The 20,076-nt window shown below is 65.2% G+C and carries 17 protein-coding genes; 8 read left to right on the top strand and 9 right to left on the bottom strand.

Annotated features, from left to right (window positions below):
* Positions 1 to 158 precede the first annotated feature (158 nt).
* Together P6U25_RS07770 and P6U25_RS07765 are read right to left on the bottom strand one after the other, a co-directional pair.
* Positions 159 to 695, bottom strand: coding sequence for a hypothetical protein (locus tag P6U25_RS07770; RefSeq protein WP_407150916.1), 537 nt, complete (start codon positions 693 to 695; stop codon positions 159 to 161).
* Positions 696 to 745: 50 nt separating this feature from the next.
* Positions 746 to 2,293, bottom strand: a complete 1,548-nt coding sequence (locus P6U25_RS07765) for an acetolactate synthase large subunit (RefSeq protein WP_407150915.1) — start codon at positions 2,291 to 2,293, stop codon at positions 746 to 748.
* 223 nt (positions 2,294 to 2,516) lie between these two features.
* Here P6U25_RS07765 and P6U25_RS07760 point away from each other — a divergent pair, with 223 nt between their 5' ends.
* From P6U25_RS07760 to P6U25_RS07745, 4 genes are all read left to right on the top strand, one after another.
* Positions 2,517 to 3,086: a L,D-transpeptidase gene (locus P6U25_RS07760; protein ID WP_407150914.1), complete on the top strand. Its 570-nt coding sequence runs from the start codon at positions 2,517 to 2,519 to the stop codon at positions 3,084 to 3,086.
* Positions 3,087 to 3,176: 90 nt separating this feature from the next.
* Entirely contained in the window at positions 3,177 to 3,971 is a 795-nt protein-coding gene (locus P6U25_RS07755; RefSeq protein ID WP_407152457.1) for a DUF2927 domain-containing protein, read from the top strand.
* Positions 3,972 to 4,678: 707 nt separating this feature from the next.
* Positions 4,679 to 4,861 carry a hypothetical protein gene (locus P6U25_RS07750; protein WP_407150913.1) on the top strand — a complete coding sequence of 61 codons (183 nt, stop codon included), beginning with the start codon at positions 4,679 to 4,681 and terminating at the stop codon, positions 4,859 to 4,861.
* 215 nt (positions 4,862 to 5,076) lie between these two features.
* Positions 5,077 to 6,027 (top strand): aldo/keto reductase, encoded by a 951-nt coding sequence (locus P6U25_RS07745; RefSeq protein WP_407150912.1) that lies wholly within the window; start codon positions 5,077 to 5,079, stop codon positions 6,025 to 6,027.
* 322 nt (positions 6,028 to 6,349) lie between these two features.
* On the opposite strand, the gene htpX is transcribed toward P6U25_RS07745, so the two are convergent.
* A complete protein-coding gene (gene htpX, locus P6U25_RS07740) occupies positions 6,350 to 7,282 on the bottom strand; it encodes a zinc metalloprotease HtpX (RefSeq protein ID WP_407150911.1) in 933 nt (310 codons plus the stop codon).
* 413 nt (positions 7,283 to 7,695) lie between these two features.
* On the opposite strand from htpX, the gene P6U25_RS07735 reads away from it, so the two are divergent.
* From P6U25_RS07735 to P6U25_RS07720, 4 genes are all read left to right on the top strand, one after another.
* On the top strand, positions 7,696 to 9,042 hold the full coding sequence (locus tag P6U25_RS07735) for a lytic murein transglycosylase (protein ID WP_407150910.1): 1,347 nt from the start codon (positions 7,696 to 7,698) through the stop codon (positions 9,040 to 9,042).
* Positions 9,043 to 9,513: 471 nt separating this feature from the next.
* A complete protein-coding gene (locus P6U25_RS07730) occupies positions 9,514 to 10,017 on the top strand; it encodes a DUF1993 family protein (RefSeq protein WP_407150909.1) in 504 nt (167 codons plus the stop codon).
* A 99-nt stretch (positions 10,018 to 10,116) separates the two neighbouring features.
* Positions 10,117 to 10,977 carry an SDR family NAD(P)-dependent oxidoreductase gene (locus tag P6U25_RS07725; RefSeq protein ID WP_407150908.1) on the top strand — a complete coding sequence of 287 codons (861 nt, stop codon included), beginning with the start codon at positions 10,117 to 10,119 and terminating at the stop codon, positions 10,975 to 10,977.
* 87 nt (positions 10,978 to 11,064) lie between these two features.
* Positions 11,065 to 12,168 carry an alkene reductase gene (locus tag P6U25_RS07720; protein ID WP_407150907.1) on the top strand — a complete coding sequence of 368 codons (1,104 nt, stop codon included), beginning with the start codon at positions 11,065 to 11,067 and terminating at the stop codon, positions 12,166 to 12,168.
* Positions 12,169 to 12,581: 413 nt separating this feature from the next.
* On the opposite strand, the gene P6U25_RS07715 is transcribed toward P6U25_RS07720, so the two are convergent.
* From P6U25_RS07715 to P6U25_RS07690, 6 genes are read right to left on the bottom strand one after another with little or no spacing between them, the layout of a single operon-like run.
* A complete protein-coding gene (locus P6U25_RS07715) occupies positions 12,582 to 13,460 on the bottom strand; it encodes an IclR family transcriptional regulator (RefSeq protein ID WP_407150906.1) in 879 nt (292 codons plus the stop codon).
* 46 nt (positions 13,461 to 13,506) lie between these two features.
* Complete coding sequence (gene dapA, locus P6U25_RS07710; protein ID WP_407150905.1) at positions 13,507 to 14,412, bottom strand: 4-hydroxy-tetrahydrodipicolinate synthase; 906 nt, start codon at positions 14,410 to 14,412, stop codon at positions 13,507 to 13,509.
* Between the two features lie 32 nt (positions 14,413 to 14,444).
* Positions 14,445 to 16,211 carry an ABC transporter permease subunit gene (locus tag P6U25_RS07705; RefSeq protein ID WP_407150904.1) on the bottom strand — a complete coding sequence of 589 codons (1,767 nt, stop codon included), beginning with the start codon at positions 16,209 to 16,211 and terminating at the stop codon, positions 14,445 to 14,447.
* Positions 16,212 to 16,221: 10 nt separating this feature from the next.
* The gene (locus P6U25_RS07700) at positions 16,222 to 17,322 is read right to left on the bottom strand and encodes an ABC transporter ATP-binding protein (protein ID WP_407150903.1); all 1,101 of its coding nucleotides are present in this window, start codon (positions 17,320 to 17,322) and stop codon (positions 16,222 to 16,224) included.
* A gap of 24 nt (positions 17,323 to 17,346) precedes the next feature.
* On the bottom strand, positions 17,347 to 18,426 hold the full coding sequence (locus P6U25_RS07695) for an ABC transporter substrate-binding protein (RefSeq protein ID WP_407150902.1): 1,080 nt from the start codon (positions 18,424 to 18,426) through the stop codon (positions 17,347 to 17,349).
* 3 nt (positions 18,427 to 18,429) lie between these two features.
* The gene (locus P6U25_RS07690) at positions 18,430 to 19,902 is read right to left on the bottom strand and encodes an FAD-binding oxidoreductase (protein WP_407150901.1); all 1,473 of its coding nucleotides are present in this window, start codon (positions 19,900 to 19,902) and stop codon (positions 18,430 to 18,432) included.
* Between the last annotated feature and the right edge of the window lie 174 nt (positions 19,903 to 20,076).

Raw genomic sequence — 20,076 nt, 5'->3', positions numbered from 1 at the left:
GCCGGTGATGGGCACCGCCATTCGATCGTGCTGAAAATTGACCACCAGCCCCTGTAATTGCTCCACCTGCCGCACCTCACTTGTGGCGTGATGCCGCGAGCAGCGCATGATCCAAACGGGCTATCACGACGATCGTGGCCCACGGTTGAACGACAGACCTAACGTGCAGCGTCATCGTCGCGCCTTCCCGCAAGCCCGCTCACGCGCAGCCGCTCGGCAAACCACAGCGACGCCCCCCGCTCGATTGTACCGCCCGCATAGACCTCCGACGAGGTGACCCCATTCCGTCCGACGGTCACCAGCACGCCGATCTCGTAGGCGAACCAGACAAGCGGATCGGTCAACGCCCGCAGCTTGTGCTGATCGTGCTCGATCGGCTGGTGATTGCTCTCCTTGCGCAGCTCGATGGCGAGCAGGTTGTTGGGGATGTCGCGCTGATGCACGACGATGTCGGGATAGATCGACTTGCCGAGATGATCGTCCGACGAGACCGTCGAGCCGTGCGGCAGCCGCAGCGTACGCTCGCCGAGCCGGTCGTAATTGCAATCGACCTGCCAGCCGGCGAACTGCCGCTCGACATAGACCGCCAGTCGGTGCGTGAGCGTCCGCTCGCCGAGATCGCGCTCCAGCAGGAAGCGTTCCTGCGCGTAGAAGTCCTGCAGCGCGGCGATCACCTTGTTCAGCGCGGTCTGCATCAGGCCTCCGACTGACAGGGCCGCCGCTGCGGCCGGTTGCGATATGTGCCCTACATCTGCACTTCGATCAGTCGCGGTCCCGGCTCTGCGACGGCTTCCGCCAGGGCCTTGTTGAATTCGTCCGCATTGGTCACCGCGCGGCCCGGCACGCCCATGCCCTTGGCGAGGGCGACGAAATCGAGCGTCGGCCGGTCGATCTTCAGCATGTCCTGCGCCCGCTGGCCCGGCTCGCCGGCGCCGACGCCGTCGAACTCGCCGCGCAGGATCTGATAGATGCGATTGGCGAACACGATGGTGACGACGTTGAGCCCCTCGCGCGCCTGCGTCCAGAGCGACTGGATCGTGTACATCGCGCTGCCGTCGCCGACCATGCAGATCACCTTGCGGTCCGGGCAGGCGATCGCCGCGCCCGTTGCGACCGGCGTCGAGAAGCCGATCGAGCCGCCCATGTTCTGCAGCCAGTCATGCGGCGCCGCGGCGGCCGTCGGCGGAAAGAAGCCGCGGCCGGTGGTGACGGACTCGTCGACCATGATCGCGTTCTCTGGGATCGCATAGGCGATCGCCTGCGCGATCGTGGTGAAATTGAGCGCGCCGGTCGGCTTGACCAGCTCCTGCCGCTGCTGCGGCTTGACGTGCTGCGGCGTGGCATGGAGCACGTTGGCGAGCGCCTCGAGCGCCGCGACCGAGTTCTCGCCCCAGGCGGTCATGCGATGCACATCGCAGCCTTCCGCCTTCAATAGGCTCGGCTTGTTCGGATAGGCGAAGAACGCCACCGGATCATTGGCCTCGACCAGCACGATGTGCCGGAAGTCTTTGAGGATCGGCAGCGCCTGCTCGATCACATAGGGAATGCGGTTGATCGAGAACCGGCCCCGGCCGCGCGCCATGCGCGGGTGGAAGGTCTGGCCCATCACGGTGCAGCCGGTCTTGCCGGCGATCCGCTCCGCCAGCGCCAGCCCATGCTCGGAGAGCGCGCTGCCGGTGATCAGCAGCAGTGTATGCACCGCATCGCCGTGCAGTATCTTTGCTGCAGTGTCGACTGCCTGCGGCGAATAGCTCGGGCGCTGCTTCTCCGCCGGCATCTCGGCGATGCCGTCGGCCTCGTTCCATGCGGTGTCGGCGGGCAGGATCAGCGTTGCGATCTGCGGCGGCGCGCTCCTGGCCGCCGCGATCGCGGCCGCGCCGTCGGCGGCGACCGACTTCGCATCCGGCGAGGTGCGCACCCAGGACGACATCGGCCGCGCGAGCCCCTCGATGTCAGACGTCAGCGGCGCGTTGTAGCCGATGTGATAGGTCGCATGCTGGCCGACGATGTTGACGATGCCGGAATGGGCTTTCTTGGCGTTGTGCAGATTGGCGAGCCCGTTGGCGAGGCCGGGCCCGAGATGCAGCAGCGTCGAGGCCGGCGTGCCCTTCATGCGGAAATAGCCGTCGGCCGCGCCGGTCACGATGCCCTCGAACAGGCCGAGCACGCAGCGCATGCCCGGGACCCTGTCCAGCGCCGCGACGAAATGCATCTCGGACGTGCCCGGGTTGGTAAAGCAGACGTCCACACCGCCTGCGACCAATGTCCGCACCAGGCTTTCCGCACCATTCATGGTCTCACTCCCGTCAGAGATGTTCTCGTCGTCGGCCCAGATCAACCATTGTTCACCCGTTTCGTCAAAGGTTTAGCCGATCAATGCAGGTATCGCGTCCGATGTGTTGCCTTTTTAAACCCTGTTGTTCGAAACTCGCGATCTCACAGTATCGTCGGTTGCGAAACACCTGAGATTGTGGCCTGTCTCGACACGTATTTGATGCTTCCTGGGGATCACGACGATGCGCCCGATTGCCCTGATCTTTGCTGCGCTCACGATGCTCGCTGGCGCGGGCCAGGCGCTGGCGGAAGGCCTCGACACCCGCGACTTCATGGGCTTCGGCCCGAGCTTCTTCGGTAGCGGCGCGAGTCCGATCCAGCGCACAACCGTGATGTATCCGACCAACTATGCGCCCGGCACCATCATCGTGAACACCGCCGAGCGGCGGCTCTATCTGGTGCTGCCCGGCGGCGAGGCGCTGCGCTACGGCATCGGCGTCGGCCGCGACGGCTTCCGCTGGAGCGGAACCCATCGTATCACCGCGAAGAAGGCGTGGCCGGGGTGGACGCCTCCCTCCCAGATGCTGCGCCGCCGTCCCGACCTGCCGCGCCACATGGCCGGCGGTATCGAGAATCCGCTCGGTGCGCGTGCGCTGTATCTCGGCTCGACCCTGTACCGCATCCACGGCTCGAACGAGCCCGAGACGATCGGCCAGGCGGTCTCGTCGGGCTGCTTCCGCATGACCAACGACGACATCGTCGACCTCTACAATCGCGTCTCGGTCGGCACCACGGTGGTGGTGAAGAACTGACCGAACCGCACACCGCCGGCGCCAGGGCCGCAATCCGGCATGACTGATCCCGACTTGCGCTGCCGCAGCACTTGCGGCAGCGTCGTCAGAATGCGGCACCGCCTCTCGACCCTGCTCCTCTTCGCCGCGGCAGTTGCTGCCGTCGACGCTGCGACCACGTTCGCGGTCGCCACCGAAATTCCGGCGATCACCTCGCGCCAGCACACCGAGCGGAAAGCCTTCAGCGACACCGAGATCGTCGAGGGCTTCCTGAAGACGGCGTTCGGCGCCGAATATCATCTCGCCGGCCGGGTCGACCGCATCAGAAAATACGACAGCCCGGTGCGCGTGTTCGCCGACGGCACCCGCGCCGACCGCAAGACCCAGCTCGCGAAAGTCGTCGCCGACATCCGCGCCAAGGTCCAGCATCTCGACATCGCGATGACCGAGGACAACAACGCGGCCAATGTGCGCGTCAAGCTCGTGCGCGACCACGACCTCTATCGCACCATCGCGACCTTCTACGGCCGCGAACGCGCCCGGGAGATCCGCACCTCGCTCGATCCGCAGTGCCTGTCTGGCTTCCGCAAGAACGACAATTACGAGATCGAGCATTCCGACGTGATCCTCACCGTCGACAACGGCGACTTCGTCTTCCTCGATTGCGCCTATGAGGAGCTGCTGCAGTCGCTCGGGCCGATCAACGACACCGCGACCGTGCCGTGGACCATGTTCAACGACAATGTCTCGATGGGTTATTTCGACGTCTACGATCAATATCTGCTCAACCTGCTCTACGATCCCCGCATCAAGGCCGGCATGACCGTGCAGGAGGTCAAGGGCGTGCTGCCCGATGTCCTCGCCGACGTGCGCGCGTGGGTGAAAAAGGTGAACCATCTGGAGTAACGCTGGCTATGTGCACTTGGCTCACTGCACACACCACCGTCGTCCCGGCGAAAGCCGGGACCCATACGCCGCAGCAGATGTTGTGAAAGGGACTCGTCATTCGAGCGAAGGCCGGGACCCATGACCACCGCATTTGGTGATGAAGCCGATCGTGGTCTCAGCGTCGCGCAATAGCTCACATTGGGTCCCGGCCCCCGTGCGCAATTGCGCACTCGGCCGGGACGACGATGGGGATCGTTCTCGCGCGATGTCTCAACGCCGTCATTGCGAGCGGCCAACGGGTCGCGCGAACGCATCCGACGACAGGCTCCGCGACGCTAGCCATCTCTATCCGCCGTCATCCCCCGCGCATGCGGGGGATCCAGTACGCTGCGGCCTCTGGGATCAATCACTGCGGCCTCTGGAATACTGGCTCGCCCGCCTTCGCGGGCGATGACAGGCATTGAGATATGGCATTGCGTTCTCGCGGCACGATAAACCGAAGTATCTTTGCTGCGGGGCCTTGCGCCATCGGGCAACTCAGCGCCATCGGCCCGCCTCCCGCGCGAGCCCCGGAATAACGAAAACGCCGGGGATTTCGCTCGCCCGACAGACCAGTTCCGGCAAATCACACGATTTTGCCCTCGTCCGGCGCCGGAACAGGCACATCGTCTTCAGAGTTGGGAACGCAGCGGGGGCAATTGCTTGTCAACGCGACGGCCTGAACAATGAAGAATTTTCCCGATGCTGCATTTTCTCCCGAAGTGATCGAGCTGATGACACGGGCACTGGAATCCTCGGTCGCAACGCTGCCCGATCCCGTCAACACCTCGCAGATCACCCTGATCGCGGAATCGATCTGCGCACCGCGCATGAAGGCGAACGCGAGGTCGACGCGCTGCAGCGGATAGCGTTGCTGGAGCTTGCGCTGGCGTCAAACGACTAGGACCTCTGGGGCGATGATATGACCGCTCGCGTCATGCCCTGCGGCGCTAGCTCGTATCGCCGTCTCGCCTTCGGTCGCGCCGGCTTGGCACGACCGACGCGGGCGGTCTTGCAAATGAGATCGATCTGCCTCAGTCTTTCCGTGTCAGTGCCTGCCATCAAAAACAAACGAAAGAAACTCATGAAGCATCGTCCGCTCGGCCGTTCGGGCCTCACCGTCCCTCCCCTGTGCTTCGGCTGCAATGTGTTCGGCTGGACGGTAGACGAGGCCGCATCGTTTCGATTGCTCGACACCGTGCTCGAGCACGGGCTGACGTTTCTGGATACGGCGGATGTCTATTCGCGTTGGGTGCCGGGCCACAGCGGCGGCGAGTCCGAGACGATCATCGGCAAATGGATGAAGGCGCGCGGCAACCGCGACCGCGTCATCCTCGCCACTAAGGTCGGCATGGACATGGGCAACGGCAATGTCGGGCTGAAGCCGGACTACATCACGCGTGCGGTGGAGGACTCGCTGCGACGGCTGCAGACCCACACCATCGACCTTTACCAATCCCACAAGGACGACGAGGCGACGCCGCAGGAAGAGACGCTCGCGGCCTATGACAAACTGATCAAGGTCGGCAAGGTCAGGGCGATCGGCGCATCGAACTTCTCCGCGGAGCGGCTGAAGAGCGCGCTCGAGATCGCCAAGGCGAACGGGCTGCCGCGCTACGAAAGCATGCAGCCCGAATACAGCCTGGCGGAGCGGTCGAGCTATGAAGGCGCGCTAGAACGCGTCTGCAAGGACAACGACGTCGGCGTGATCACGTTCTTCTCGCTCGCCGCGGGATTCCTGACTGGCAAGTATCGCTCGGAGGCCGACTTCGCCAAGAGCCCGCGCGGCGCGCGCAGCATTCCAAAGTATATGAATGCACGCGGCAAGCGCATCCTGGCCGGCCTCGACGAGGTCGCCGCCGAAACCCGCGCCGAGCCCGCCGCGATCGCGCTCGCCTGGCTGATGGCCAAGCCGTCCGTCACGGCGCCGATCGCCAGCGCGACCAAGCCCGAGCACGTCGCCACGCTGGTCGCGGCGACCCAGCTCGAGCTGACAAAGGATCAAGTCGAGCGACTGGATGCCGCGAGCGCATAGCCGGCGGGCCTGGTAGGTTGAATGGCAACCGCAAAGGCGTTGCGCTCCCTCTCCCGCTTGCGGGCAGGGCTATCGCATATGCCGCCTTCGGCGGCTGCGCACGAACTCGGCCTCGTGGTTCGAGACGCGCCGCAAGCGGCGCTCCTCACCATGAGGGTCTGCTATTGTGCCGCAAAACAAGACGTCATCCTGAGGAGCCCGCCAAAGGCGGGCGTCTCGAAGGATGGCCGCGGGGCGCTTTTCTCCCACATGCGATTGCCCTGCGCTTGCGGGGGACGCAAGAGAAGTGTGCGGCTGCTATTCAGCCCAATCTTAACAGGCCCTAGCCCCACGGACCACGCTGGCTCGACGACCCTCCCCACGGACCACGCGGCGGATAGCCCGCGGGCGCGGAGCGCGGCGCGGTCTGCGTGCCGAGCTCGGCGGCGAGCTGCTGCAACGCCGCGATGCGGTTCGCGGTCGAGGGATGGGTGGCGAACAGATTGTCGACGCCGTGGCCTGACAGTGGATTGATGATGAACATGTGCGCGGTCGCGGGATTGCGCTCGGCCTCCATGTTCGGGACCTGATGCGCGGCGTTCTCGATTTTCGCGAGCGCAGACGCCAGCCACATCGGCTGTCCGACGATGCGCGCGCCGAAATTGTCGGCGGCGTATTCACGGGTGCGGCTGATCGCCATCTGCACCAGCATGGCGCCGAGCGGCGCCAGGATCATCATCGCGATCGAGCCGATGATGCCGGGGCCGTTGTTGCTGCTGCGGTTGCCGAAGAACATGCCGAACTGCGCCAGCATCGAGATCGCGCCGGCGATCGTCGCTGTAATCGTCATCGTCAGCGTGTCGTGATGCTTGATATGCGCGAGCTCGTGCGCGATCACGCCGGCGAGCTCCTCGCGGCTGAGCTGCTGCATCAGGCCGGTGGTGACGGCGACCGCCGCGTTCTTCGGATTGCGGCCGGTTGCGAATGCGTTGGGCTGCGCCTCGTCCATCAGGAACACGCGCGGCATCGGCAGGCTCGCGCGCTGGGCGAGCTCGGCGACGAGATTATAAAGCTCCGGCGCGGTGCGCTGATCGACCTGATGGGCGCCGTACATCGACAGCACCATGCGATCGGAATTCCAGTAGGTGAACAGATTTGTCGCAGCCGCGACCAGAAGCGCGATGACAGCGCCGGTCCCTCCGCCAATCAGGTAGCCGACGCCCATGAACAGGGCGGTGAGGCCGGCAAGCAGAAGCGCAGTGCGGAAATAGTTCATCGTGATCCCCTAAAGCACAATGAGATTGGATCGAGATGTCATCGCGCTTCAGCTCCTTGTTTGAGCATAATCTTTTCGAAAAGCCGCTTCACACTTTGCGCCAACGCGGCCCTTTGGGTCCGGATCATGCTGTAGGGGCAGCCTGTATGCTGCCATAACCGACGCCGTTCAGGTAGGGATTTGGCGGTCGGCGCCGCAAGGGGAACCACTGCGTCGCGGCGACGCGGGCACGGGTTAACGATCGGTCATCTGGCGCAAGACGGGAGAAGGCGCGAAGCGACGTGCCTCCTGCGCGGCGGACGTCCTGGTCGAAGGCATTCCGGGGTGTAACAGTCGATCCTGTTGTTGCGCGGCGCCGGGCTGGTGTATGCAGGACGTGCCTTTCCTCCTTTCCCCCCAAACCGGTGACATCGATGCCAGCCCCCTCCCTTCGCGCCTCCATCACCGTCGCTGCGATGGCGGCTGCGCTGGCGCTGTCATCCCTCGCCTCGGCACAACAGCCGTTTCCGGCGCCTCTCACCTCTGCGCCGGCGAAGCCACGGCCCGCCGCGGCCGCGCCGCGCGCAGCGTCATGCCACAACGGGCAAAACTTCGATCGCTTCCTCGCCGAGCTGAAGCAGAAGGCTGTCGCCGCCGGCGTCTCGCAGCAGACCATCGCGGAGGCCTCGCCCTACTTGGTTTACGACCAGGGTATCGTCAATCGCGATCGCGGCCAGCGCGTGTTCGGCCAACTGTTCACTCAGTTCGCCGGCCGCATGGCTGCGACCTATAGGATGCAGCAGGGCCAGCAGCACATCAGGACCTATGCCGCAGCCTTCGCGCGCGCCGAAAAGGAATATGGCGTGCCGCCTGCGGTGATCGCCGCCTTCTGGGGACTGGAGAGCGATTTCGGCGCCCAGATGGGCAACCTGCCGACGCTGAAATCACTGGTGTCGCTGGCCTATGATTGCCGCCGCTCCGAGATGTTCCAGGGCGAGACCATCGCGGCGCTGAAGGTCATCGATCGCGGCGATCTGACACCCGACGAGATGATCGGCTCCTGGGCCGGTGAGCTCGGGCAGACGCAATTCCTGCCGACGCATTACTTCAACTACGCGGTCGACTATGACGGTGACGGCCGTCGCAACCTGCTCAGCAGCGGGCCGGATGTGATCGGCTCGACCGCAAACTACATCGCCAACGGATTGAAGTGGCGGCGCGGCGAGCCGTGGCTGCAGGAGGTGCGCGTACCGCAGGCGAGCTCCGCAAGCTTCCCTTGGGACCAGGCCGATCTCACCGTCAAGCTGCCGCGCGCGAAATGGGCTTCGCTCGGCGTCACCTATAGCGACGGCAGGCCGCTGCCGAACGACGATATGCCGGCCTCGCTGCTGCTGCCGATGGGCCGGATGGGCCCGGCGTTTCTCGCCTACGCGAATTTCGCCGCTTACACCGAGTGGAATAACTCGCTGATTTATTCGACCACCGCCGGCTATCTCGCCAACCGCATCGCCGGCGCGCCGCCGATGCAGCGGCCCCAGGGGGCGGTCGCGCAACTGCCGTTCAACCAGATCAAGGAATTGCAGGGTCTGCTGGTGCGCGCCGGCTTCGATGTCGGCAAGGTCGACGGCGTGCTTGGGCAGGCGAGCCGCAGCGCGGTGAAGGCGATGCAGCTCAAATACGGTCTGCCGGCGGATTCCTGGCCGACCGCCGAGCTCCTGGCGCGGATGCGCGGGACGCGCACGCCGCCGCCCACGGAAGCCGCGCTGCCGGGGATGCGGTAGATCTTAGTCCCCCCTCGTCTCGCTCTTGCGGCAGCGCTATCGCATATGCCGCCTTGGTCGGCTGCGCACGTGCTCGGCCTCGTGGTTCGAGACGCGCCGCGAGCGGCGCTCCTCGCCATGAGGGTCTACTATTGCGCCGCAAAACAAGACCTCATCCTGAGGAGCCCGCCAAAGGCGGGCGTCTCGAAGGATGGCCGCGGAGCACTTTTCTCCCAAATGCGATTGCCCTAGCTCTTGCGAGGAGAGGGTCGGGGTGAGGGCTCTCTCCACGCAGCGGACTCGCGGTGAACCCCCCTCACCCGGATCGCATCTTGCGATGTGATCCGACCTCTCCCCGCAAGCGGGGCGAGGTGAAGACAAGAAATATTTGACCAACTGTTACAGCCTCTCACGGTTGTATTCCTCCCTCGGCCGCCCCATTTGCAGCATCGCCGTTCGGCACATCCGATTTCCACATCGAGAGAGCATCCCATGTCCTTTTATGACGCCGTTGTCCCGGCCTACCTGCAAATGCTCAACAGCCTCACCGGCCTCCTCACCAAGGCGGAGGCGTATTGCGAGGCGAAGAAGATTCAGCCCGAGGTGCTCCTGGGATCGCGCCTCTATCCGGACATGCTGCCGCTGACCAAGCAGGTGCAGCTCGTCTGCGATCACGCCTCAAGGGGCTGCGCGCGGCTGACGCATAGCGAGGTGCCGTCGACGCCTGACACCGAGACCACGTTTGCCGAATTGAAGCAGCGGTTGGCGAAGACGATCGACTATGTGAAGTCGTTCACGCCCGCGCAGTTCGAGGGCGCCGACGCCAAGGATGTCACCTTCCCGATCGGCGTCGGCCGCACCATGACCCTGAAGGGCCAGCAATTCCTCAGCGCGTTCTCGTTCCCGAATTTCTACTTTCACGCCGTGACCGCGCACGGCATCCTGCGTCACAACGGCGTCGAGATCGGCAAGCGCGATTTCCTCGGCGTGAGCTGACGCGCTTCGCGCGTCATATTCCCCGCCGCGGGATTTTAGCTTCGCGCGCGCAGCCGTGCTACTGCTCCCTGACAACAACAAGACGTCAGGGAGCACGCCATGTCCGTCACCACCCACGCGCCAAAGTCCATCGATCCCTCCGCTTCGCTGCACGCGGAGGCGCTCGGGCAGGCGAAGAACCATGGCCGGCTCAATGGCCGTCGTATCATCGTGGTCGGCGCGGGACAGCGCAGCATCGTCGACGAGGATCCGCCCATCGGCAACGGCCGCGCGATGAGCGTGCTGTTCGCGCGAGAGGGCGCCTCGGTTGCGTGCCTCGACATCAACAAGGACGCCGCCGACGACACCGTCGCACAGATCACACGCGAAGGCGGCAAGGCGTTCACCGAGGTGGTCGACGTCTCCAACGCAGCAGCGATCGCGCCCGTGGTCGAGCGCTGTGCGCAAAAGCTCGGCGGCCTCGACGGGCTGGCGCTCAATGTCGGCATCTCCTGCGGGCTGCCGCTGCCCAAGATGACCGCTGAAGCGTGGGACCGCGACTACGCCGTCAATGTCCGCAGCCACATGCTGTTCGCGCAGAAGGCGCTGGAGGTGATGGCGCCCGGCGGCGCGATCATCCTGATCTCCTCGATGGCGAGCCAGCGCGCCGGCGGCCGCAACCCCGCCTATGAATCCTCCAAGGCCGCGCAGATCGCGCTCGGCCGGGCGATCGCGCGCGTCGGCGAGGACAAGGGCATTCGCTGCAATGTGATCGCGCCCGGCTTCATGGACACGCCGATGGGCCGCGATGCCAGCCGCAGGCGGACCGATCGGGCGCTGACAGTGCCTTTCGGCCGCCAGGGCACCGGTTGGGAGGTCGCCTATACCGCGTTGTTCCTGATCTCGAATGAATCGTCCTACGTGAACGCGCACACGCTGTTCCTCGACGCCGGCCACATGGGCGGGATCGTGCGTGGCTAACCTGCAAGATACGAATGGCGCGGCCATTGCGCTCGTCGCCGCGATGCACAACTCTCCCCTATCCGTCATGTCCTGGAACATTTCCCTATGAGCCAACCGACCAAACTCTTCGAGCCCTTCAAGCTTGGCGCGCTGACGCTGCCGAACCGCCTGGTGATGGCGCCGCTGACGCGCAACCGCGCGGTGCCGCCCGCGATGGTGCCGAGCGCGCTCGCCGTGGACTATTACGCCCAGCGCGCCTCCGCCGGCCTTCTCATCACAGAAGCGAGCCAGGTCTCGCAGCAGGGCCAGGGCTATCAGGACACGCCCGGCATTTATTCGAAAGAGCAGGTCGAGGGATGGAAGAAGGTCACCGACCGCGTGCATGAGCGCGGCGGCCGCATCTTCATCCAGATCTGGCATGTCGGCCGCATCTCGCATGTGGCACTGCAGCCGAACGGCGGCGCGCCGGTGGCGCCGAGCGCGCTCAAGGCCAAGACCAAGACCTTCGTCAACGGCACGTTCGCCGACGTCTCCGAACCGCGCGCGCTGGAATTGTCGGAAATTCCCGGGATCATCGACGACTTCAAGCGCGGCACCGCAAACGCGCTGGCCGCCGGCTTCGACGGCGTCGAGATCCACGGCGCCAACGGCTATCTACTCGACCAGTTCGCCAAGGACGGCACCAACAAGCGCACCGATGCCTACGGCGGATCGATCGAGAACCGCGCCAAGCTGATGCTCGAGGTCTCGAAGGCCGTGGCTGCCGAGGCCGGCGCCGATCGCACCGGCATCCGCATCTCGCCGGTGACGCCGGCCAACGACGTCTCCGACTCCAACCCGCAGCCGCTGTTCGATTACATCGTCGATCACCTCAATGCGCTGAAGCTGACCTACATCCACGTCATCGAGGGCGCGACCGGCGGCCCGCGCGACGTCGCGCCGTTCGACTACGCAAGCTTGCGCAAGCGCTTCAAGCAGGCCTACATGGCCAACAACGGCTACGACCTCGCTTTGGCGAACAAGGTGCTGGATGCCGGCGCCGCCGACCTGATCGCGTTCGGCAAGCCGTTCATCTCCAACCCCGATCTGGTCGAGCGGCTGAAGACGGGCGCGCCGCTCAACGATTGGGACAAGGCCACCTTCTACGGCGGCGGCGCCAAGGGCTACACCGACTATCCGACGCTGAAGGCGACGGAAGCGGCGGAGTAACACAATGCGCCCCCTCTCCCCGTTCTTACGACTGGGCAATCGCATTTGGGAGAAAGCGCCCTGTGGCCATCCTTCGAGACGCCCGCCTTTGGCGGGCTCCTCAGGATGAAGTCTTGTTTTGCGGCACAATAGTAGACCCTCATGGTGAGGAGCGCCGCTTGCGGCGCGTCTCGAACCACGAGGCCGGGTTCGTGCGCAGCCGCCAAGGCGGCATATGCGATAGCCCTGTCCCCGATGGGGAGAGGGTTGGGGTGAGAGGCTCTCTTCGCAAATTTGAGAGGCGGATATGCGGGGAGTCCCCCTCACCCGGATTGCTTCGCAATCCGACCTCTCCCCGCAAGCGGGGCGAGGTAAGAAAGAAGAAGCCGGGATCGCTCCCGGCCTCTTTTGTCAGCGCTAGCGCACCATCGGCGTCACGCCGCGTAGCGATTGAACTTTGACTTCGAGATCGAGGTCGCGGCAACATGGACGTGCTGCACCAGCTCGGCTTCCGCGCGTTCGCGGGTCCAGCGCGTCGTCGGCACCGAGATATTGATCGCGGCGACCGCCCGTCCGTGCTCGTCGATGATCGGCGCGGCGACCGAGATGTCACCCATCACCGTCTCGTTCATGATCACGGAATAGCCGCGCTTCGCGGCGACGCGCACCCGCTCCAGGAGCTGGTCCGGATCGGTCACAGTGTAGGGCGTCAGCGGCACCAGCGGCGTGCGCTTGAGCAATTCGATCCGCTCGTCCTCAGGAAGCGCCGACAGGATCGCCGTGCCTGACGCGGTGAAGTAGGTCGGCAGCCGGCTGCCGATCACGATGTCGATGTTGATCAGGTGCTGTCCCGGGAAGCGAGCCACGAACACAACTTCGTGGCCGTCGAGCTCGTGCATGTTGCAGGTCTCGCCGAGATTGCGGCTGATCTCGAGCAGATAGGGCGAGGCCTTGTCGATCAGTTCGTTGGCCTTAAGGTAGCTGTGCGAGAACTGCAGCACCTTGGAGGTCAGGCCGTAAGTGCGCGTACCCTCGACGCGCTTGATGTAGCCGAGCGTCTCCAGCGTGTAGACCAGGCGTTGCGTGGCGCTGCGGTCGAGGCCGGCGGCGCGCGCGATATCGGCGAGCGTCATGTGCCGTCGCGGACCGTCGAAGGCGTGCAGGACCTGGAACGCCTTCTCGGTGGAGCCGACGAACAGCGATGAGCGCTGCGGCGCCGCGCTCTCGCCGGTATGCTTGCCGGCGCTGCCCTTGCTGACCTTTGCCTTTCCCGCCTGCGCGGGCCGACCTGCACTCCTGCTGCCGTCAGTCATGCTGCCATCCTTCCCTGGAAGTCGAGATGCGGCGCGGCGTGCATCGTCAGCCCACGCCTTCCGTCTCGGCCAGTTGGCGGCTGAGTTCGGTGCGGAACGCGGCGACCAGAGCCGCGGCCGGCTGCACCAATGGCGCCAGCACGCGCGGCGCATGGACGCCGACCAGATCCATCACCGCCTTCATCGGTCCCGGATTGGTCTCCGCGAATGCCATGTTCATCAGCGGGATCAGGCGGCGATGCAGATCGAGCGCCTCCGCAATGCGGCCGGCGGATGCCGCCTCGTAGATATGCCGCCAGGCCCGCGGCAGCAGGCTCGCGGTCACCACGATGCCGCCCTTGGCGCCGGCGGCGAGATGAAGCGGAAACAGGCTGTCCTCGCCGCTCAACACCGTGAAGTTCTGGTCGATGCCGGCGACCACCTGCAGGAAGTGATACATGTCGAGATTGCAGGCCTTCATTCCGATGATGTTGGGATGCCTCGACAGCTCATGCAGGATCCTGGGCTCGATCGCGATGCGGGTGCGATAGGGAATCTCGTAGATCAGCACCGGCACGGGCGACGCATCGGCGTAGCGCAGGAAATAGTCGCGGATGCCCGCCTGAGTCGGGTTGGTGTAGTATGGCGTCAGAACCAACACGCCGTCCACGCCCTCCGCGGCGAATTCCCGGCCGGCCTGAAGCGCGTCGTGGAAACCGGTGTCGAGCACGCCTGCGATCACTGGGCCCTTGCCCACCATGGCCGCGACCGACAGGCCCGCCATCCGGATGCGCTCGCGGCGCGACAGCGCACCATACTCGCCGGTGCCGCCGAGCGGCACGACGCCGTCGATCCCCTGCTTGTTGAGCCAGGCAAACAGCGCCGAGACCGCAGCCGCGTCGATCGCGTCATCGGCGTTGACCGGAGTTGGGATGGCGGGGAAGAGACCGCGGAGAGCGCCGGAAGTGAGCATGGGGAAAACCTCTGGTTGGCAGGACGGGGCGGCTAGCCTGCGGCCACGCGTCGGCGCAGGCGTTCGGCAACGAAGATCAGCAGGCCCATGAAGATGAACAGGCAGGTCGAGACGGCGGCGATGACGGGCGAGACCTGGAGCGTCACCTCGTCCCAGAATTGCTTGGGCAAGGTTGCGTTCAGGCCGCCGGTCGCGAACAGCGCGATGGTCAGCTCGTCGAACGAGGTCGCGAACGCGAACAGGAACGACGACATCATCCCGGCGCCGAGAATCGGAAAGGTGACGTAACGCAGCGTGGCGAACGGACGTGCGCCGAGGCTCTGTGCGGCATGGTCGAGCCGGGTGTCGTAGTTGCGCAGCACCGCCATCATCGTCATCACCACGTAGGGCACGGCGACGACGGTGTGCCCGAGAATGAGGCCGAAGGCGCTACCGACCAGGCCGATGCGCGCGAAGACATAGAACAGGCCGACGGCGATGATCATGCGCGGCACCACGATCGGCGACAGGATGAAGGCGAGCCAGGCCCCCTTGCCCGGAAGATTGCTGCGCACCAGGAGAAACGCGGCCGGAGTGCCGATCAACATCGCGAGCGCTCCGGTGCCGAGACCGACCAGCAGCGAGCGCAGCACCGCCTGGGTCCACACCGGAGACTGCAGCACCTCCTGGTACCAGTGCAGCGTGAAGCCCTGCGGCGGCCAGTTGAGGCCGCCGGTGCCGAACGACAGCGGGATCATCAGGAATGTCGGCACGCTGATGACGAGCAACATGATCCAGACGAAGCCCTGCAAACCCAAGCCGGGCCTGTCGGGGCCGCGGTCGCGCCGCCGCGCCGGCAGCAGACGAACGACGCGGTCGGAGATCGAGCCGAGCAGCGTCAGGATGGCGTCGCCGATGCTTTCGAACCAGCGCGACCGGCGTGCCGGCGTGCCCTTTTTCGCCGTGGTGGCCCCGGTCATCGTCGAAAGGCCGAGCAGCCGGTCATAGATCGCGAAGACAACAAGCACGACGATCAGCAGCAGCACGGAGATCGCGCCGGCGAATCCCCAGTTCATGGTCTGCTGGACCTGGTCGATGATGAGCTGCGTGATCATGGTCTCGCGGCGGCCACCGAGCAGCGCCGGCACGATGAAGAAGCCGATCGCGGTGACAAACACCATGATGCCGGCGGCGGCGACGCCGGGCAGCGACAGCGGAAAATAGATCTTCCAGAATGCCATGCCGGGACCGGCGCCGAGCGTCGCTGCGGCGCGCGGCAGATTGCGGTCGATGTTCTCCATCACGGAGAGCATGGTGAGCACGGCGAGCGGCAACAGCGCATTCACCATGCCGATCAGGACGGCGCCGAAACTGTAGAGCAGATCGACCGGCGCCGAGACGATGCCGAGCGACAGCAACAGCTTGTTGACGACGCCGTTGCGCCCCAGCAGCACCACCCAGGCGAAGGCGCGCACCAGGAAGCTGGTCCAGAACGACAGCAGCACCCAGAACAGCAGCGTCGCCTTGCGCTCCTTGCCGACCACCGAGATCAGATAGGCGATCGGATAGCCGGTGACGACGCATACAAACGTCGTTGCCAGCGATATCTTCAGGGTGATGAGGAGAACGTCGACATAGACCGCCGACGCAAATAGCTGGCGATACGGCGCAAGCGTGAAGCCGGCGTCGTTGTGCACGCTGAGCAGCAGCAACTGGCCGACCGGATAGACCAGGAACAGCACGAGCAGCAACGCCAGCGGCCCGCCCATCGCGGCCCAGGTCCAGACCTGGGCTCTTTGCAGGGTGCGCAACTTCGCCACCGCCCTCACCCTAGCTTGCCCTGCCGTCGCGGATGGCGACGGCATCGGCGGGATTCCAGCCGAGCGACAGCAACTGTCCGATCTCGTATGGCGCAGCGCTGCTCCGGGTGGGATAGGCGGCAACCAGTTGCGCCACGCCTGGCGCCTCCGGCTCGATATAGAGCCGGGTCAGGCTGCCGCTGATCATGACATCGGTCAGGCGGCCGGTCAGCTTGCCGCTTCCGGCCGCAGCGTCCTCGACCATCAGGTTCTGCGGCCGCACCATCACCTTGATCGGTTCGCCCGCGGCAAACGCGCTGCCGTTGCCGACGGCGCGGAGCCGCGCCGGCGGGTCGGCCAGGACGATATCGAGCCCGTCCGCATCGACCTCCCGCACCGTGGCGCTGAGCAGGTTGGACTCGCCGAGGAAGTCTGCGACGAAGACCGAGCGGGGACGGAAGTAGAGATCTTCCGGCGTGCCGAGTTGCTCGATCGCACCGGCATTCATCAGGCAGATGCGATCCGACATGGTCATCGCCTCCTCCTGATCGTGGGTCACGTAGATGATGGTGGTGCCGAGCTCGCGATGGATGCGCTTGATCTCGAGCTGCATCTGGTCGCGCAGCTTCTTGTCGAGCGCGCCGAGCGGCTCGTCCATCAGGATGATCGCGGGCCGATACACGATGCAGCGCGCCAGCGCGATGCGCTGCTGCTGGCCGCCGGAGAGCTCGCGCGGATAGCGCTTTGCGACGTGCGGCAGCCGCACCGTTTCGAGCGCCTCGGCCGTGAGCTTGCGCGCTTCACCATCGGCCACCTTTCGCATCTTCAGCGGAAACGCGATGTTCTCCGCGACGGTCATGTGCGGAAACAGCGCGTAGTTCTGGAACACGACGCCGATGTCGCGCTCATAGGCGGGACTGCGCGTGACATCCAGATCATCGACCAGGATCTGCCCTTCGTCCGGATGGGCAAGCCCCGCGATCAGGCTCAGCAGCGTCGTCTTGCCCGACCCGGATGGGCCGAGAAGGGTGAGGAATTCGCCCTTGGCGACCTCGAGGGTGGTCGGCGCCAGGGCGACGAAATCGCCGTAGCGCTTGCACAGGTTTGAGATGCGTAGGCTCGATGAGGCCATGCCTGCTCCGATCGTGCGATCCGGTTACGCCAGGATCCAACTGTTGAAGCGCTCGATCACGGCGGCCTGGTTGTCGAGCCAGAATTTCGGATCGATCTTCAGGCCGGCCTTGATGTTGTCCGGATAGGTCGGGCAGTTCTTGGCAATCTCCGGCTTGACGTAGTTGAACGCCTCCGGCTGCGTGAGGCCGGCCGGGAAGAACTCCGTGAGCGCAGCCATCCGCTTCGGGTCGGACGCGAACTTGATGAACTCGCGGCATGCATCCGCATTCGGCGTGCCGGCGAGGATCGACCAGTTGTCGGCGCCCCAGATGCCCTGATTCCAGACGATCTCGACCGGTGCGCCCGCCGCCTGCGCGGCCTGGGCGCGCGACACCCAGGTCGGGATCATGTCGATCTCGCCGGAGGTCAGCATCTGCTCGACCTGCGCGCCGGTGGTCCACCACACCGCAACGGCCGACTTGATCTTGTCGAGCGACGCAAACGCCTTGTCGAGATCGCACGGATAGACCTGCGCGGTCGGCACGCCCGCCCCCATCAGTGCTTCCTCGACAGTGTCGAACGGGTGCTTGCGCACGGAGCGGCGGCCCGGAAACTCGTTCACGTTCCAGAAGTCGGCCCAGGATTGCGGCGCCTTGCGGCCCTTGAACGCGTCCGTTCGATAGGCCAGCACCGTGGTGTAGACATTGGTGCCGACGCCGTAGGGCGACATGTACTCGGCCGGAATGGTCTTGATGACCGGCTCCGATTCCAGGCCGTGCTTTTCAAGATAGGACGTCTTGCCGCTCGTCAGCAGCAGGATCGCGGGCCAACTGATCTTGGCCATGTCCCAGGTGTAGTTCTTGGTGTCGACCATGGTCTTGATCTGCGCGACCGGCTCGGCGGTGGCCTGGACGCCGACGACCTCGATGCCGGTCGCCTGCATGAACGGCCGGTAGAACACCGCACCGAACGCCTTGGTGTAGATGCCGCCGTCGTCGCGCACGATGATGCGCTTGCCGGCCGCGCGGGACGGAGACCAGATCGCGGGTGTCGCCAGCGCGGCGGCGCCGGTGGCGAGCAGCAGGCTGCGACGAGAAATGCCGGTGTTCGGAGATTTGCTCACGTATCAGGTCTCCCTTTGGCTGTTGATTGCATGTGATGACGAAGCGGATGGCGTGGCCGCCTGTGGCAGCACGCGGCCGGGATTGAAGAGGCCCAGCGGATCGAAGGCCTGCTTCACTGCCCGCATCAAGGCGAGTTCGACCGGCGGCTTGTAGCGCGACATTTCACCCGTCAGCGTGCGCCCGATGCCGTGCTCGGCGCTGAACGTGCCGCGCAGCGAAGTGGCGACGTCGTTGATGGCCTGGCGAATCCGTTCCGCAAGACCGTCGCGATCCGCGACCGCATTCCACGCATCGAAACTGAAGAACGGAATGAAATGGACGTTGCCGTCGCCCATGTGGCCGACCACCACCATCGGCAGCTCAGGCACGATGGCGCGCACGGCGGCCGTTGCCTGTTCGATGAAGGCGGGCACCGCGGAGACCGGCACCGCCGTATCCGAGGTGAGGCCAACGCCGGCCTTCTTGTTGGCTTCCGAAACGCTGTGACGGACCAGCCACATCGCCTTGCGCTGCGCCTCGCTCGACGCCACCACGGCATCGCTGATCAATCCGGACTCGAGCGCGCGCTCCAGCACTGCCTGCATCGTGGCAGCAAGCTCCTGCGCCTCGCCGGTATCAGACAGTTCGACCAGGACATGCCAGCCCTCGATCCGCGCCACCGGGCAACGGCGCCCCGGCACCTGCTCAAGCACCAGCCGGACCTGATCGGAATTCATCAGCTCGAACGCCGACAGGCGTGAGCTGCAAGTCGCCTGGAACAGGCCAAGCACCTCGAGCGCGCGTTGCGGATCGTCGACCGCGAGCCACGCCACCGCCTCCGCGGTCGGCAGTGGATGCAGTTTCAGCACCGCGCCGGTGACGATGCCGAGCGTGCCTTCGGAGCCGATGAAGAGATGCTTGAGGTCGTAGCCCGTATTGTTCTTGCGCAGGGCGTAGAGGCCGTCCCAGATCGAGCCGTCGGGCAGCACGACCTCGAGGCCGAGCACGTTGTCCCGCGTGTTGCCGTAACGCAGCACGCCTGTGCCGCCGGCATTGGTGCCGATGTTTCCGCCGATCTGGCAGGAGCCCTCCGCGCCGAGGCTGACCGGATAGAGCCTGCCCGCCGCAGCGGCAGCTTCCTGGATCGCAGCAAGCACGCAGCCGGCATCGACTTCCATCGTGTTGTTCACCGGATCGATCGACCTGATCCGGCGCATGCGGGTCAGCGCGACGATGACCGGCGGCTTGCCTTGCGCAGACGGAACAGCGCCGCCGCACAGGCTGGTGTTGCCGCCCTGCGGCAGGACGGGCACGCCGTGTTCGGCGCAGAGGCGCACGACGGCGGCAACCTGTTGGGTGTTTGCCGGCAGCACGGCGCAAAGCGCGGGCGCCCGATAGCGGCCGCGCCAGTCCTCGATCAATCCCGCGAGATCTTCCTCCTGCGTCAGGACCGCCGCATCGCCCAGCAATCGCTTGAACGCCTCGATCAGTGCCATCCAAGAGCCTCTCGATGGGCCAATGGTCGGCCCAAATTAATCGATATACGATTATTTCAATCGCATTATGCTGACTATGAGTTTGCGGTCAGGCTGAGTCAAGCCGGTGCCTGCCAGTGGGGCGACCGGTCGCGGCTTGGCCGGCACGTCGATGCCGTGGTTGGCAGGATTGTT

The sequence above is a fragment of the Bradyrhizobium sp. ORS 86 genome, assembly GCF_045571475.1.
In the GTDB taxonomy this organism is placed as follows: domain Bacteria; phylum Pseudomonadota; class Alphaproteobacteria; order Rhizobiales; family Xanthobacteraceae; genus Bradyrhizobium.
Note: the sequence above shows the minus strand (reverse complement) of the source record. Positions and strands in the feature narration are given on the sequence as shown.